Genomic DNA, 16,667 nt, shown 5'->3' with positions numbered 1-16,667 from the left:
TGCCGAGTGTGTAGCTGATGAAATCCCTTCCCCTATTGCTGTTGGCCATGGCCCTGCTGATGTTTCCGCAGCTCGCCCAGACCCTCTACAGCCCGGCCCTGGTGGATGTTGGCCGGGCGTTTGGGGTGACCCCGGAGCAGGCCGCCCAGAGCCTGTCGGTGCTGGTGTTTGGCTTCGCCCCCGGGGTCGTGCTCTGGGGCTGGCTGAGTGACCGCTGGGGCCGGCGCCCGGCGCTGCTGGGAGGGTTGGCGCTGTATGCCTTGGCGACGCTGCTGGCGTTGGGGGCGAATAGTTTTGCCGGTTTTTTGCTGGCTCAGGCCCTGGCGGCGCTCGGGGTCGCGGCGGCGTCGGTGGTGACCCAGACCCTGTTGCGGGACTTGTTCAAGGGGCAGGCGTTGATCCGGGTGTTTTCCCTGGTGGGCATGGTCCTGGCGGCCAGCCCGGCCATCGGCCTGTGCGCCGGGGCTGGCCTCAGCCGGGCCTGGGGCTATTCGGGCGCATTGGCGGGCTTGCTGGTGCTGGCCCTGTTGCTGCTGGGCTGGTGCGTCCGTGCGTTGCCGGAAACCCGCCCGGCGTTGCAGGTTCCGGCGCCTCTGGGGGCGACCCTGAAGCAGATGCTCGGGGATCGTGGGATCTGGTGTTCGGCGCTGTTGGTGGCGTTGTTCAATGTTGCCCTGCTCAGTTACTACAGCCTGGGCCCTTTCCTGTTCCGCAGCCTGGGGCAGGGCGAGGCCTGGTTCGGCTACAGCGGCGCCTTGCTGGCCCTGGGCTCCGGTTTCGGCGCCTGGCTCAACCGGCGTTTGCTCGGCCAGGGCTGGCGCAGCGAACGCTTGCTGGTGCTGGCGACCCTGGCGGTGCTGATGGGTGGGGTGGGGGTTCTGGGGCTGCGCCACAGCCTGTGGCTGGTGGCGCCGATGTTCGCCGTGGTGCTGGGTTTTGGCCTGGCGATTCCGAACATCCTCGGCTCGGCGCTGGTGGCCTACAGCGACCGCCTGGGCAGTGCGGGGGCGTTGTTCGGCCTGTTCTATTACCTGCTGATTGGCGCGGGCTTGCTGCTGGTGGGCTGGGGCCAGGCCCTGGGGCCGAGCCTGATCCTGTGCGGCGCGGTGGCGCTGTTGTTGAGCCTGGTCCGGGCGCGCAATGCTGGCTAATGGCCGACCCAGAGCCTTGGGGCTTTCCGACCTACGGTCGGCCCATTGCCCCTGAAGGTTGCATTGTTTGACCATGATCAAGCCTTCCCCCGGGGTATCCGCGCAGCCTGTCAGCTGAGCTGTGCAGTGGCGCAGACCCCTTCCCGGCAATGGAGATCGGCAACATGGCCAAGATGAAAGCAGCGGTATTCGTGGAAAAGAACCGCATTGTGCTGGAAGACAAGGACATCCCCGAAATCGGTCCACAGGACGCCCTGGTACGCATTACCACCACCACCATCTGCGGCACCGATGTGCACATCCTCCGCGGTGAATACCCGGTGGCCAAGGGCCTGACCATCGGCCACGAGCCGGTAGGCATCATCGAGCGCCTGGGCTCCCAGGTCCGTGGTTTTCATGAAGGCCAGCGGGTAATCGCCGGGGCCATCACCCCCAGCGGCCAGAGCTATGCCTGCCTGTGTGGCTGCGGCTCCCAGGACGGCCCCGACACCCGCCACGGCTTCAAGGCCAGCGGCGGCTGGAAGTTCGGCAACACCATCGACGGCTGCCAGGCCGAGTACGTGCGCGTACCCGATGCCCTGGCCAACCTGTGCCCGATCCCCGACGGCCTTAGCGACGAAGAAGTGCTGATGTGCCCGGACATCATGTCCACCGGCTTCTCCGGTGCCGAGCGCGCCGAAGTGGCGATTGGCGACACCGTGGCGGTGTTTGCCCTGGGGCCGATTGGCCTGTGCGCGGTGGCCGGGGCCCGGCTCAAGGGCGCTACCACGATCATCGGCGTCGACACGGTCGCGGCGCGCATGAGCGTCGCTCGCGAACTGGGCGCTACCCATGTGGTGGACTTCAAGCAGGGCAACGTAGTGGAACAGATCATGGCCCTGACCGACGGCCGTGGGGTCGATGTGTCGATCGAGGCCCTGGGCACCCAGGGCACCTTCGAGTCGGCACTGCGGGTCCTGCGGCCGGGCGGCAAGCTGTCGAGCCTGGGGGTGTATTCCACTGATTTGCGTATCCCCCTGGATGCCTACGCTGCCGGCCTCGGCGACCTGAGCATCCTCAGCACCCTGTGCCCGGGCGGCAAGGAGCGCATGCGGCGCTTGATGGAAGTGGTCGCCAGCGGCCAGGTCGATCTCAAGCCGTTGGTGACCCACCGTTTCAAACTCGACGACATCGAGGCCGCCTACGAGTTGTTCGCCAGCCAGCGCGACGGGGTGATGAAGATTGCCGTGACGCCTTGATCCGCGAGCCGGGCGCCTTTGATGCATATCAAGGCGCCCGGGCCCGCTAGGCTCGACACTCAAGGTCAATCAACGTCCAAGGAGGTGCACCATGAGCCAGTACCAGCGTCTATTGCTGATCGCCGATCCCCAACAGCATCAGTCTCCTGCCGCGCGCCGCGCCGCTGCCCTGGCCCAGGCCAGCGGCGCGGCCCTGCATGCGCTGGTGTTCGTCGAGCCACCGGCCCGTACCTACCTGTGGGAAGAGCACCTGGAGGACAGCGAGCGCGAGGCCTACCTGAAGCGTCATGAACGCTGGCTGGAGGTAGAGGCGCAATGGATGCGCGAGCAGGGCGTGGAGGTCACCACCCAGGTGGTCTGGAGCACTCAGGTGCTCAAGGACATGCTGCAGTACATCGCGGAGTTCCAGCCTGACCTGCTAATCAAGGACGTGACCCTGGAATCGGCCCTCAAGCGGGTCTTTGTCACCCCGCTGGATTGCCACCTGCTGCGCGACGCGCCGGTGCCGGTGCATCTGGTCAACGACGCTCCGCACAAACTGCCACGGCGCATCGTCGCGGCAGTCGACCCGGCCCAGTCCGACACCCAGATCAGCGGCCTCAACGCGCTGATCATCCAGACCGCCAACGCCCTGGCCCTGCAATGTGATGCACAGCTGCACCTGCTGTACGCCTATGACCTGACGCCCATGCTCGACGGTGTGGCGCCGGTGGCGTCCACCGCCTGGAGCGTCAATTGCCTGGACGAGTTGCGCGATTCCTTGCACAAGGAGTTCGAGCGTTTGGGGGATGCGTACAACGTGCCCCAGGAGTTTCGTCACTTCATCATGGGGCCGCCGGTGCCAGGTATCGCCCAGTTCGTCGACGAGTACCTGGTGGATGTGGTGGTCATGGGCACCGTGCATCGCACCGGCTTTGGCCGGCTGATCGGCAGCACCACCGAGCGCGCCCTGTACTCGATGCCAGGCAGTATCCTGGCGGTCAAGTCAGGGGGCGAGGCCTGAAACCGGCGCCGGCCCGGGGGCTGATGCGGCGCCCGGGTCAGCGCCCGGGTTCGGCGATCGATACCGCCAGTTCGACCCCCGGCAGCAGCCGGGCCGCTTCACGCAGGCCGGAGCAATAGGCGCCATCGACATAACCGAAACGTTCGCTTGAGGTGGCTTCTCCCGCCAGCAGCACCCGGCCCCAGGGCGCAGCCAATTCGGCGATGTCCTGCACCGTAGCCTGTGGCGTCAGGTGCAGGTAGGCGCCACGGCTGTAGGGATCACTCAACCAGTTGGTACGGTGCACTGCGGTGGGTGTCGGCAGCGGACCGCCGCAGGCCGTGGCCAGCACTTCCAGAGCCAGGGCCAGGGCAGCCGGATCATCCAGCTTGGCCAATTCCCGGGCCGGAGGCCCCGACACGTGGGCGGCCAGGGTCGGGGTGCCAGTGAGGGGCGACAGGTCGATCCAGTAGGGGAAGACCGGCTGGTCCTTGATCAGCAGCCCGCTGCAAGCACCTTCTTCAGCGGACCAGAACGGCTGGTCGAAGCTCAGCAAGAGCTTTTCGAAGGCGCCGAACCCCAGGCGTTGAATGGCCGTCAATTTATCTGCAGGCAAGGCGGGTGAAAACTCGATGGCCTCGGCCTTGAGCACCCCCAGGGGCACGCTCAGCAGCACATGGGAGCCAGACTCGCGGCGCCCGTCGGCGCATTCCAGGGTCACCCCATGGGCGTCGCTGTTGATCTTTGCCACGGGCCAGTCGGTGCTGATGGGCAGGCCCTCGGCCAGGCCCGCGAGCAGGTTCAGGTAACCGCCGCTGATGCAGCGGTCCGCGCCCTCGTAGTCGCACTCCAGGCTGTAGTTGAGCAGGGCAATGTCCCGGGCGGGGGCCGCCAGATCGGCTTGCAATCCAGTCTTGATCACGAAGTGCACCCAGTCCCGCAGAACAGGATCGGCAATGTCCTGCAGGCGTTGCTCCAGCCATTGCTCCAGGGACAGGTCGGCCGGGTACTGAGCGGCATCCTCCATCAGTTCGGCCTCGATGCTGTCGGCCAATTCCAGGATCTGCGTGCGCCGCGCCGGGGGCAGGGGTTGCCCCTGCGGATCGATCAGGGCCATGCCGGCATACAGCTCGGCGATGGAGAATTCACGGGTGCCCAGGCCCATGAATCGGGCCAGCTCGCTCAGGGGATTGCCTTCAGGGTCGTGAATCCACGAGCCGCCGGCATCCACCCGGGTGTTGCCCAGGGCCAGGGTCTGGGTGCGGCCGCCGATGCGTGGGCGAGCCTCCACTACCAGCACTTCGATCCCGGCGGTCATCAAGGCGTTGGCGGCGGCGAGGCCGGCGAAACCGGCCCCTACGACCAGGACCCGGGTGACTGCGCCGGGCACTGCTTCCAAGGGTGCAGGGCAGGCCACCGGCAGCAAGCGGCGGGATGTTGCGAAAGGATCTGAAGACATCTGCGGTGCTCTTGTGGGTCAGGAGAGAATCAGCGGCAGGCGCCCAGAGTAGCGTCTGCCTCGAAGGCCTGTCATGGACAAGCCGTGGTTTTCAATCTGCAGCGAACAACGCGCGGGCCGCGGCCAGCAGGAACAGATCCTGGTAGTGCCCGGCAACCAGGGACAGGCCCACCGGCAGGCCCTCGACCTGGCCCAGCGGAATGGAAATCTCCGGCAGTCGGGCGACCCCGGCAAAACAACTGACGGCCATGCAGCGGTCGTAGAAGTCCATGATCGCCTGCGGATCCTGCAACTGGCCTTTGCCCGGTGGCAGCAGCGGCACCGTGGGAAAGCAGAACAGATCGCCGGGGCCGGTAAAGGCCCTGACCGCGGCAAACAACTGCTCGCAGTGTTGCAGTGCGAGGTTGATCCGACTGCGATCGAGCTGTTGGACATTGGCGAAGGCGGCCTGGAAACCAGGGCTGCATTGAGGCTGGAAAACGTTAAGCCAATGACCGATGGCGTTGCCGGTTTCGGCGCTCTGCAGCAGGCGCAGCGCCTGTTCATTGCAAGCCTTCAAGTCCCAGTCGCCCTTGACCAACTGCGCGAAAGTCAGCGGCTGGATATTGATGGGCAGACGGTGCTGCAGCGCCTGCAACTGTTCGCGCAGCAGCGCCTGGATTGCCGGGTCGGCCAGCGCCATGGCGTCCTCCAGCACATACAGCGTGCCGATGGCCTGGGGTTGCGCATCAGGACTGCTCAGCAGCACCGGCATGACCCGGCTCAGGCTATCGAGGCTATTGGCCAGGACTCCAACGGTGCTGACGCTGGGCACCGAGGGCAGTACGCCGGCGGCAGAGATGCGCTGCGCAGTCGGGCGCATGCCCCAGACCCCGCAGAAGCTTGCCGGCACTCGCACCGAGCCTGCGCAATCGGTGCCCAGGGCGAAATCCACCAGGCCGCAGGCCACTGCCGAGGCCGAGCCGCTGGACGAACCGCCGGGTATGTGTCCCGGGGCCTTGGGGTTGAGCGGCGTACCGAAGAAGGGGTTCTCCCCTTGCAGGCTGTAGGTGAATTCGTCGCTGACGGTACTGCCCAGGCAAGTGGCCCCGGCGCTGAGCAACTGCTCGACACACAAGGCGTGATGGCTCGCCGGCGGGTGTGCGGCGCCCCAGGCTGGGCTGCCATAGGAGCAGGTCAGGCCCTTGAGGTCGATGTTGTCCTTGACCGCGAACGTGAGTCCCGAGAGCGGGCCCTCGGTGTAAGGGGCAAAGGTCTGGCGAGTGACGAAGGCACCACTGTCAGTAAAGGTATCGGGCGTCATGTACTTGGCCATGGCTGGAGAGAAGGGCACCTGCACAGGCCTGGCGCAGCGCCGGGCATGCGCGGAATCTGCCGAGGATTCTCCGCCTCTGGCGCGAGGTTTCTATCAGGAAATTTCAGTCCGGCGGCTTTTGCGCCTGATTTGCCATGGGCAGGTACGGTAGCAGCCGCGCGGTTTCATTGCGCACCACCGCGTAGCACTCGCAGCTGTGCTGTTCCAGGCGCGGTCGGTCGAGTACGTTGATGCGCCCGCGGCTGTACTCGATGATGCCCTGGCGTTGCAGCTTGCCTGCGGCCTCGGTGACCCCCTCGCGGCGTACCCCTAGCATGTTGGCGATCAGCTCCTGGGTCATGATCAGCTGGTTGCCCGGCAGGCGGTCCAGGGACAGCAAGAGCCAGCGGCACAGTTGCTGGTCGATGGAGTGGTGACGGTTGCACACCGCAGTCTGGGCCATCTGGGTGATCAGCGACTGGGTGTAGCGCAGCATCAGCAAGAGCATTTCGCCGTGGCGGTTGAACTCCTCCTTGAGGCGCTGCCCGGGCAGGCGCAAGGCATGCCCGGCACTCTGCACGATGGCCCGGCTGGTGGTGCTTTCGCCGCCCATGACCAGGGCCACGCCCACCAGCCCCTCGTTGCCGACCACAGCGATTTCCGCCGAAGCGCCGTTCTCCATCAGGTACAGCAGCGACACCACTGCGTCCGTGGGGAAGTAGACGTGGCCTGGTACATCCCCGGATTCGTAGAGCACCTGGCCGAGGGTCAGGGCCACCGGCTTGAGGTGAGGCAGCAGGCGCTCCTGCACTTCGACCGGCAGTGCATTGAGCAGGTGATTGGGCCCGAGCCCAAGGTTTTCGAACATGTCATAACCACCGGATAGCAAGGCGTCAGCGCCCACTCAGGGTAGTCCAGGGCTGTGCCCGGAGTCCTTCATGGCGCTGACTCAGTGATGGCCGCGGCCTGGGAATGCCCGGTCCCGGCGGGCATGGCGGTCGCGGGCCAGGTGAGCAACACCCGGTGCGGGTTGCCGTCATCCAGCAGCGGCACCGCCAGCCCCACCAGGGGCCGGTCGTCCAGGCTCAGGCTGAGGGTTGCGCCGGGGTTCTGGCGGACTTCGATACCGTACAGCGTGGCACCGAAGCGATAGTCCAGGGTGTAACCCGGCCAGTGCGCCGGGATCACCGGCTCGATGTACAGGCTGTCGCCTTCACGGCGCAGCCCCAGCAGCGACTCGACGATCAGCCGGTACATCCAGCCCGCCGAGCCGGTGTACCAGCTCCAGCCGCCGCGCCCGGTGTGGGGGGGCACGCCATAGACGTCGGCGGCCATCACATAGGGTTCGACCCGGTAGGTGGCGACCTGTTCGGCGCTGCGCCGGTTTACCGGGTTGATCATGCGCAGCAGTTCCCAGGCCCGGGCACTGTCCCCCAAGCGGGCAAAGGCCATGCTGGCCCAGACCGCCGCGTGGGTGTACTGGCCGCCGTTCTCCCGTACCCCGGGCACGTAGCCCTTGATGTAGCCGGGGTCCAGGGGGCTGTGGGCGAACGGTGGGTCCAGCAGCAGCACCACGCCGCTGTCCCGGCGTACCAGGTACTGGTCCAGGGACTGCATGGCCTGGTGTTGGCGCGCGTCGCTGGCGGCAGCGGACAGCACCGACCAGCTCTGGGCGATGGCGTCGATGCGGCACTCCAGGTTGCTCGCGGTGCCCAGGGCCTGGCCGTCGTCGAACCAGGCGCGGCGGTACCACTGCCCGTCCCAGCCGTGGGTGTCGAGGGCGGCCCGCAGGGCCAGGGCCTGATCCCGACACTCCCGGGCAAAGTCCGGGTCGTTGTGCTGTTCGGCGGTGAGGGCAAAGCGTTGCAGTACCTCATGGCTGAAGAAGCCCAGCCACACGCTTTCGCCCTGGCCCCGTTCCCCGACCCGGTTCATGCCATCGTTCCAGTCCCCGGTGCCCATCAGCGGCAAGCCGTGGACGCCGCGCCGGCTGCCGTGCTCGATGGCGCGCCGGCAGTGCTGGTAGAGGCTTTCGCGCAGCGCGCAAGCCTGGGGCAGGTCGTAGTAGGACTCTTCCCCGGGGTTGAGCGGGCGGCCTTCCAGGTAATCCACCTCGACCGCCAGCACGCTGCGGTCGCCGGTGATCTGCACATAGCGGCTGGTGGCCAGGGGCAGCCAGAGGAAGTCGTCGGAGCAGCCGGTGCGCACCCCGCGATTCTGCGGCGGGTGCCACCAGTGCTGGACGTCGCCTTCGGGGTACTGATGGGCGGCGCAAAGCAACAGGTGCTCGCGGGCCAGGGCCGGCTCGGCGTGGATCATCGCCATGCTGTCCTGCAACTGGTCGCGAAAGCCGATGGCGCCACCGGACTGGTAGTAGCCGCTGCGGGCCCAGAAGCGACAGGCAATGGTCTGGTACATCAGCCAGCCGTTGGCCAGCACGTCGACGGCCGGCTCCGGCGTGCGTATCTGCACCGTGCCGAGGCTGCGCTGCCAATGCCGGTGCACCGCTTCAAGCTCGGTCTGCGCCATCTGCGTGCCACGGTATTGCAGGACCCGCCTCGTAGCGGCCTTGGCATCGACTTCGGCGCCCAGGCGAAACAGCACCTCCTGGCTCTGGCCGTCCGCCAGCTCCAGGCCGACCTGCATCGCCGCGCACGGGTCGAAACCGGCGCCGGAGCGTCCGGACAAGCGCCCTCGGGTCAGTGCTGCGGGGGCCGCAAGGCTGCCGTTGCGGCCGAGGAATTCGCTGCGGTCGCCGCTGAAGCTGCGCACCTGGGAATCGGTGTCGAGAAACGCCACGTGCCCGCAGAACTCCATGTTGTAGGGGTTGCGAGCGAACAGCGCACCGCTGACCGGATCGCTTTCGGTGACCACGTGCATGGCCGAGCGACTGCGCAACTCCCCCAGCACCCATTCCACGTAGCAGGTCACCGACAGCCGCCGCGGCCGGCCGCTGCGGTTGCAGATCTTCAGCCGCGAGAACTTGATCGGCGCTTCCAGCGCCACATACACCGTGAGTTCGCTGTGGATGCCGTTCTCCTCATGCTCAAAGACGCTGTAGCCGAAGCCGTGGCGCGTGCGGTAGCTGCCGCTGCCGGGGCAGGGCTGCGGAGTCGGCGACCAGACCTGGCCGCTGTCTTCGTCACGCAGGTACAGGGCCTCGCCGCTGGGGTCGCTGACCGGGTCGTCGTGCCATGGGCTGAGGCGGTATTCGTGGGCGTTTTCGCGCCAGGTGTAGGCGCTGCCGCTTTCCGAGATCACTGTGCCGAACAGCGGGTTGGCGAGGACGTTGGCCCAGGGGGCCGGGGTCGGCTGTCCGGGGTTGAGGGTGATCAGGTATTCGCGGCCGTCGCTGCTGAAACCGCCATAAGGCGTCTGCAGAATCAGCTCCGGCAGCGGTGCGGGCGCAGCGCTGATGGCGGGCTGCGGCAGACGCACCAGAGGCGCTTCCAGGCGCGGCAGCGACGGATCGGCACGACGCCGATGGACCTGCTCGGCGAGGCTGCCGCGACTGTCACTGATCACCAGCCGCGCCACCGCCAGCATCAGCGTGCGGTCTTCGCTGGACAGTTGCTGGGCCGGGCGCACGAAGATGCCGCCCGAACGATCGATCAGGCTCGCCTCGCTGCCGGAAGTCACCAGGCCCATGATCAGGTCCTGGAGTTGCTGGCGGTAGCCGATCTGATCCTCGTTCCAGATCACCAGGTCCACCGCCAGGCCTTTCTGCCGCCAGTAGGCGTGGGCCTTGATCAACTGCTGCACCAGCGTGATGTTGGCCAGGTCGCCGACTTGCAGCAGGACGATCGGCAGATCGCCGGAAATGCCCTGGCCCCAGAGCCCCGACTGGCTGCGCCGGTTGGCCAGCAGCAGGCTGCTATCGGCGCGCAGGGTGGCGTTGGCGTAGAGCAACGATGCGGCCATCTGTTGGAACAGCCGGGCTTCTGCCAGGGAGGCGTTGAGTTGGCGCAACAGCACCTGGCTGTGGGTCCAGGCCAGGTCGAAGACCCGGTCTGCCAAGTGTCGGTCGCGGTATTTGTGGATCAGTTGCAGGCACTGTTCGCGGCTGTCGCCGACCCCGGTGACCAGGTCGATGGTGGCGCTCTGGCCGGGATCGAGGGTGATCCGGCAACGGATCGCCACGATCGGATCCAGCACCGGTCCGGCCGTCCCCGAGAGCCGCTCGATCTGCGGGTCCAGGGCCAGGGGGGCGGCGAGATCGCGGCCACGGCCGATGAAGCGCGCACGGTCGGTTTCGTAGGAAATCGCGTCGATATCGACGCCGTGGGCCGCCAGCAAGTGGCACATCCAGGGCACCGGCTGTTCCTGGGCGCGGGGTCGGCGGCTGCAGACGATGGCCTGCAACGGCAGCAGCAGCTCGGTCTCGATGAACAGGTTGCTGAAGGCCGGGTGAGCGGCATCGCTCTGGGCCGGGGCCAGGACCACTTCGGCGTAGCTGGTGAGCTCGATGCTGCGGCGTACCCGGGCACGGTTGCTGATATGCAGGCGGCGCAGTTCGATCGGGTCTTCGGGGGACACGACAATTTCCGTGTGGCTGTCGAAGTCCCGCTCGCGCACCCGGAACTCGGCCCGGGCATCGGTGAAGATCGCTTCGAAGCTTTCCGGGCGGTGCCGGGTCGGCTGGTAGGCGGCGGACCAGAAGTCGCCGCTGGCGACGTCCCGCAGGTAGCAGAACTGGCCCCAGTGATCGCGGGTCGGGTCTTCGTGCCAGCGGGTCACCGCCAGCTCGTTGCAGCGGCTGTAGCCACCGCCGGCACTGCTGAGCATGACGTGGTAATGGCCGTTGGAAAGCAGTTGCACCGCCGGGCGCTTGCGGTCCGGGTCGGCGAACACCCGCAGTTTGTTTTCGTGGGCCCGGGCGGCCTCGTCGGCCGCTGGAGCACCGGCGGCGTGCAGGTACTGGGCCGCGGTTTTCGGCACCCGTTCTTGCAGCAGCAGGGCGATGGCCTGGAACTGCGGATCGGATTCGAAGCGCCGTTGCATCGGCTGGTCCAGCAGTAGCCAGGCCAGGGCCAGCAGGCTCATGCCCTGGTGATGGGCCATGAACGATTGCACCAGCACGTGGTTCTGGCCGCGAGGCAGGCGCGATTCGGTGTAGTCGACGGCTTCATAGAGGCCGAAGCGTCCAGCCAGGCCCAGTTGCGCCAGGCGTTGCAGGTTCTGGCAGGCGGCCTGTGGCGCCACCATCAGCGCCAGGACGCTGGCATAGGGCGCCACCACCCGTTCCGCACCGAGGCCACGCTTGAGCCCCAGGCCCGGCACGCCGAATGCCCGGTACTGGTAGTTGAACTGGCTGTCGAGGGTGTTGTAGCCCGACTCGGATACGCCCCAGGGTAGGCCCAACTGCTGGCCGTGCTCGATCTGCAAGGCCACGGCGGCGCGGCAGGTCTGGTCCAGCAGGGTGCCCTGGTAGCTGGGCATCACCAGCATCGGCATCAGGTACTCGAACATCGAGCCGGTCCAGGACAGCAGCACCGGGGTGCCGGCGCTGCTGGTGAGCAGGCGGCCGAGGGCGAACCAGCTTTCCTGGGGCAGTTGTCCCTGGGCGATGGCGACGTAGTGGGTCAGGCGCACTTCCGAGGCCAGCAGGTCGTAGTACCCGGCATCCAGGCGTCTTTCATCGGCGTTGTAGCCGATCACCAGCAGATGACGGCGGTTGTCGTAGAGAAAGCCGAAGTCCATCTGCGTCATGCCGACCAGGCCTTCGAGCAACTGGTTCACGCAGGCGATGCGCTCCAGTGCCAGTTCCTTCAGGGTTGCGATTCGTTGACGGTGCATCGCCAGCCAGTGCGCGGGGTCCAGTTGCGCCAACTGGCGCCAGCTGAGGACGCCGAGCCGGCGGCCATCGGCCATCGGCGGCAGGGTGCGCCATTGCAGCTCGTCGTGCAGGTCGCGGCATTGCGCGGCCAGGGCCTCGCGCCAGAAGGTGACATCATCGGTGGCCTCGGCCTGCGCCTCGGCGGTGCCCTCGGCGATCCGTTGCAGCAGCCCCAGCAAACCGCCGGCGCCGGCATCGGCATGCAGGCTCAGGTGTTCATGCACGGCTCGTGTTTCCAGGCGCCAGCGCAGCACTGGCGCGGTGTCCTGGGCGGCGGCCGTCAGGGCGTCCTGGTAGACATCGAGGCTGTCCAGCAGGCCGTTGGCGATTTGCAGCAGCGCTGGCGCTGTCTCCACCAGGGCCAGCAGCCCGGGACGCAGGGTCAGCAGCATGCCCGCCAGGTTGCCGCTGTCCACGGTGGACACATAGCGCGGCGGCAAAGGTTGCAGGCTCTGGGTGTCGTACCAGTTGTAGAAGTGCCCGCGATAGCGCTCCAGCCGGCCCATGCTGGCCAGCATCTGCTCCAGGCGCTGCAACAGCCGGCGGCTGCTCAGGTAGCCGAAGTCATGGGCTGCCAGATGCGCCAGCAGGGCCAGGCCGAGGTTGGTCGGCGAGGTGCGATGGGCCACCCGATGCTGGGGCTGCTCCTGCAGGTTGTCCGGGGCCAGCCAGTTGTCCTGGGGCCCGACGTACTGGTCGAAAAAGGCCCAGGTGCGTCGAGCCAGGCTCTGCAGGAAGCGCCGTTGGCTGCTGGACGGCACGAACTCGACCTGGGTCGCGGGCCGGCTCAGCCACCAGGCCAGGGCCGGGCCGGCCAGCCAGGCGAGAAGGAACGGTGCGGCCATCAGCAGTTGTGGGCGCGGCCCGAGCAGCCCCATCAGCAACAGGGCCAGGAGCGGGCCGATCGACATGCGCCGGTAAAGTTGGAGCAGGCTGTCATCAGGACCGCGTTCGGCTTCCCGGGACGGCTGCCATTGCAGCCGGTGCTGTTTGCTGATGCCCATGCGCCACAGGGCGCGGCCTATGGCGTCCAGGCTGTAGGCGGCTTCATAGGGCAGCCAGGCCAGGGGCAGCAGGGCCCGGGCCAAGTGCTGGCCGGCACTGCCCAGGGCCGCGGCCAGATGTTGTTGCAGCGGTACATCCGGGGTCTTGTGCAACAGCTCGCGAAAGGCCGCCGACAGTGGCAGCACCAACAGCAGGATCAACACCGCCAGGGTCCAGGCCAGGGGGTGGCTGGCTCCCAGCCAGCCCCACAACAGCATGCCCAGCAGGGCCATGGGTTCCAGGCTGCGGCGCAGGTTGTCGAGAATCTTCCAGCGCGCCAGGGGACTCAGGCGATTGCTTTCCAGGCCGCCCGCTGCCTTGGGCGACCAGGGCAGGAGCCAGGGCAGCAATTGCCAGTCGCCGCGGATCCAGCGCTGGCGACGCTTGACGTCGGCGCTGTAGCGGGCGGGGTATTCCTCGAACAGCTGCACATCGCTGAGCAGCCCGGAGCGGGCGTAGCAGCCCTCGATCAGGTCGTGGCTGAGAATCCGGTTGTCGGCGAAGCGTCCGCCCAGGGTCTGTTCGAAGGTGTCCACGACATAGATGCCCTTGCCGACGAAAGAGCCTTCCTGGAACAGGTCCTGATAGACGTCCGACACCGCGCGGGTATAGGGATCGATCCCGGCGTCGCTGGCGAACAGCCGGGCGTAGGCTGCGCGGGCGGTGCTCGACAGGCTGATGCCGACCCGCGGTTGGAGAATCCCGTAGCCACTGACGATGCGCCCGCTGACGGGGTCCGCCTGGGGCCGGTTCAGGGGGTGGTCCATGGCGCCCACGCATTGTTGGGCCACGTCCCGGGGCAACTGGGTGTCGCTGTCCAGGGTGATCACATAGGTGATGCTCGGCAGCGCCTGGATATCGCCGACGATCAGCGAAAAACGCTCCCGGCCGCGGCCGCGCAGCAGGGCGTTGAGGTCTTCGAGCTTGCCGCGTTTGCGCTCATGGCCCATCCAGCAGTGCTCAGCGCTGTTCCACTGGCGCGGGCGGTGCAGCAGGTAGAAGCGCTCAACGGCCTCTTCGGGGTATTTCAGGTTCAGCGCCTCGATCCGTTGTTGGGCCAGCACCAGCAGGCCGGCGTCGCTGTCCAGGGTTTCGCTGGGGGCGTCGAGAAAGTCGCTGAGCAGGGCGAAGTACAACTGGGCATCGCGGTTGGCCAGAAAGCGGACTTCCAGGCCTTCCACCAGCTCCTCGACATCCGCCGCGCAACCGATCAGGCAAGGTACCGCCACCAGGGTCCGGGCCCTGGGCGCAATGCCTTCGCTGTAGTCCAGGCGCGGCAAAATCCCCGGAGCCACGGTCAGGGTCACCAGGCCATTGATCAGGCCGATGGCCAGCCGACTGCTGAGCAGCAGGGCGGGTACGGCCAGCAGGGCCAGCCAGTAGCTGCCGGGCTCGGCCTCCTGGTACAGCGCGTCGAGAAAGTGCCAGGCGAACAGCGCTGAGAGCAGCATCACCGGCACCAGGAAAAAGCCCAGGGGGGCTTGGGTCAGCAGGCGCCGGCCGCGCTCTGCCAGGGGCACCCGGGCGCCGATCTGCTGCTCCAGGGTGCGGCGTCCGGCGCCGATCAGGTAGTGCCCGACGTGCCCGGCCACGGCTTCGGGGGTGTCGGCCCGGTAATGCGCACGGGCCAGTTCGATGCACTGGCGGGCCACCTGTTCCTCACTGTGGGGACAGTGCCGGGCCAGGCGTTCGAGCACATGCCGGTAATGGTCGCGGGTGGCGAAATCCATATCGGCATAGACCCCTGCCGGGTCCTCTTGCAGTACCTGTTCGACCCGGCTCATCAGCTCGACGAACTCGCGCCAGTTGCTCGCCGAGAGCAGGCGCAGGCTGGAAATGCTGTTGCTGATGGACACCTGATCGGCGGCCTGTTGCTGGGCGTCGAGCTGCACCAGGCGTTCGATGTTCAGGCCGGTCTCTCCCAGCAACTGCTCGATCCAGGCCAGGGGCAGCACCAGGGCCGCGTTCTGCCCTTGCAGGCGCCGCGCCAGTTCGGCGACGAAGGACGCACTCATCGGCGGTGCCGAGCGCGCCATGTCGGCCACTGCCAGCACCACGCTCTTGGCGTCCTGTTCGGCGGTTTCCATCAAGCGATCGGCCCAGTCGTTGGCCAGATTGCGTTCGGCCCAGTTGGCCATGACCCGAAAGGCCACCCGGCGCAGGTTCTCGATCAAGGCCAGGCGCAGCATGATCGGGATCGCCCACAGCTCGCCGAGCTTGAGTGGCGTGACGCTCTGGTAGCTGTCGACGAAGCGTCCCAGGCTGTCGCTGTCGACCCGGCCGTCGCCGTGGGAAATGGTTTCCAGGGCGATGTCATAGACCCGTGGCAGGCCCGCCGACTGCCCATTGGCCAGGCGCGGCAACTGCCGGCTGTAATCCCTTGGCAGGTGCGTGCGGGTGATGCGGATCTGTTCTTCCAAGAGGTAGTAGTTATCCAGCAGCCATTCGGCGGCGGGGGTGGCGCGGGGTGAAGTGCGGGTGGCGGCGGTCAGGCTCTTGCAGCAACTGGCCAGGGCGCTGGCGTTGTCCGCCAGGCGAGCCAGCAGCCAGTCCGGAGTACGGCTCTGGCTCAGGCGGTGCTGTTGCGCCAGCAGGGTACCGTGGCTGGCCATCTGTTCACTGCTGAACAATTCCGAGCGCAGCGGCGCCTCGTATTCGACGGTCTTGCGCGAGGCCTTCCATTGACCATATCTGGCGGCGGGCAGACGCCAGAACCTCAGGAATGCGTGGGTCCAATGACTGTCCATGTTTTCCTTGGCATAACAGAGCCATCCCTCGGCACAGGGTGCGAAGGAGGGCCGGGAGCGGGGCGTGCGGTCAAATCCATGCACCGTCGCGACGGGCGTGTCAGGCAAAAATGTTCAACCGTGAAGGTTGCGCGGCTGCGGGGGTGTTGTCTGTGCGTTGGGGCACATAGGGGGCACATATCCGTTGCTGCGGTCGCGGCGGCTGGCGGTTTCGCCCTTACGGCCAGCCCTTTCCAGGCCTTTGCTCAAGGCTGCTTCTCTGGTTTTGCAGCCTTGAGCACCCGGTTACTGCCGTCGCCTTAAGGCGTCGATACCGGACGCAGGCGAATTGAATCGATGATGGCGTCCCACAGTTCCAGTGCTGCTTTATCGGATTTGAAAGTCGGAGCCGGTGGGTTGCCATGTTCATCGGAGCTTCGTTCCTCTACGCTCAATTCCGCCTTGAGGTGGGGTTCGCTGACCGACTCGTCCTTGCCCTGGGCCTCCCAGAGGAAGGTATAGGCGCGCTGCCCCTTTGTGCTGCCTGCCAGCAGATACTCTTCGCCTGGAACTGCACCGTCACGCTCTCTTTTGCGCAGGGTCTCGATGCCTGCAACCAGCTTGGCCGCCCCCATCAGAAATCCCCCCACTCGGTCCAATAACCGATCTTGTTCGGCTCCGGTGCTGGATCTGAACGACAAGAAGGCCCCAGGGTGTTCCGGGAAGGTCACGCCAATCCCGAAGTCTTCACTTTGAAAACTATTTCCCGCGATATAGGCCCGGTCCATACAGAACCCCGGCTCGGTGGGGATCTCATTGGCTTCGCGAGAGCGTAGGTTGCGGGCTAGAGAGGTAGCGATTTCAATGCCCCGACGCTCTCTATCGACTGATATTTCTCCTTTTCGATAATATGCCCGACCCTCTGGTTTAGACACGA

The 16,667-nt window shown here is 66.6% G+C and carries 8 protein-coding genes; 3 read left to right on the top strand and 5 right to left on the bottom strand.

The genetic code is table 11. The features are described 5' to 3' along the window. The first annotated feature begins 17 nt into the window (after positions 1–17). The 3 genes from GV819_RS26460 to GV819_RS26450 all read left to right on the top strand — a co-directional run bounded on the left by GV819_RS26460 (position 18) and on the right by GV819_RS26450 (position 3,392). Positions 18–1,151: an MFS transporter gene (locus tag GV819_RS26460; RefSeq protein WP_161758997.1), complete on the top strand. Its 1,134-nt coding sequence runs from the start codon at positions 18–20 to the stop codon at positions 1,149–1,151. Positions 1,152–1,315: 164 nt separating this feature from the next. Next, complete coding sequence (locus GV819_RS26455) at positions 1,316–2,389, top strand: NAD(P)-dependent alcohol dehydrogenase (protein ID WP_161758996.1); 1,074 nt, start codon at positions 1,316–1,318, stop codon at positions 2,387–2,389. A 91-nt stretch (positions 2,390–2,480) separates the two neighbouring features. Beyond that, positions 2,481–3,392, top strand: coding sequence for a universal stress protein (locus GV819_RS26450; protein ID WP_161758995.1), 912 nt, complete (start codon positions 2,481–2,483; stop codon positions 3,390–3,392). A 37-nt stretch (positions 3,393–3,429) separates the two neighbouring features. Here the strand turns inward: GV819_RS26450 and GV819_RS26445 are convergent, their stop codons facing one another. The 5 genes from GV819_RS26445 to GV819_RS26425 form a co-directional block, all read right to left on the bottom strand. Then, positions 3,430–4,830 carry a flavin monoamine oxidase family protein gene (locus GV819_RS26445; protein WP_161758994.1) on the bottom strand — a complete coding sequence of 467 codons (1,401 nt, stop codon included), beginning with the start codon at positions 4,828–4,830 and terminating at the stop codon, positions 3,430–3,432. 91 nt (positions 4,831–4,921) lie between these two features. Beyond that, a complete protein-coding gene (locus GV819_RS26440; RefSeq protein ID WP_218579777.1) occupies positions 4,922–6,163 on the bottom strand; it encodes an amidase family protein in 1,242 nt (413 codons plus the stop codon). 85 nt (positions 6,164–6,248) lie between these two features. Further along, positions 6,249–6,992 carry a Crp/Fnr family transcriptional regulator gene (locus GV819_RS26435; RefSeq protein WP_161758993.1) on the bottom strand — a complete coding sequence of 248 codons (744 nt, stop codon included), beginning with the start codon at positions 6,990–6,992 and terminating at the stop codon, positions 6,249–6,251. A 68-nt stretch (positions 6,993–7,060) separates the two neighbouring features. Then, positions 7,061–15,751: a glycoside hydrolase family 94 protein gene (locus tag GV819_RS26430; protein WP_161758992.1), complete on the bottom strand. Its 8,691-nt coding sequence runs from the start codon at positions 15,749–15,751 to the stop codon at positions 7,061–7,063. 299 nt (positions 15,752–16,050) lie between these two features. Then, positions 16,051–16,667, bottom strand: a 617-nt coding sequence (locus GV819_RS26425; protein WP_256667603.1) for a T6SS immunity protein Tli4 family protein, incomplete at its 5' end; no start/stop codon positions are given.

Source organism: Pseudomonas sp. Fl5BN2, assembly GCF_009908205.1.
Classification (GTDB): Bacteria; Pseudomonadota; Gammaproteobacteria; order Pseudomonadales; family Pseudomonadaceae; genus Aquipseudomonas.
The sequence above is the reverse complement of the archived record's forward strand: the minus strand, read 5'-3'. Positions and strand labels throughout refer to the sequence as shown.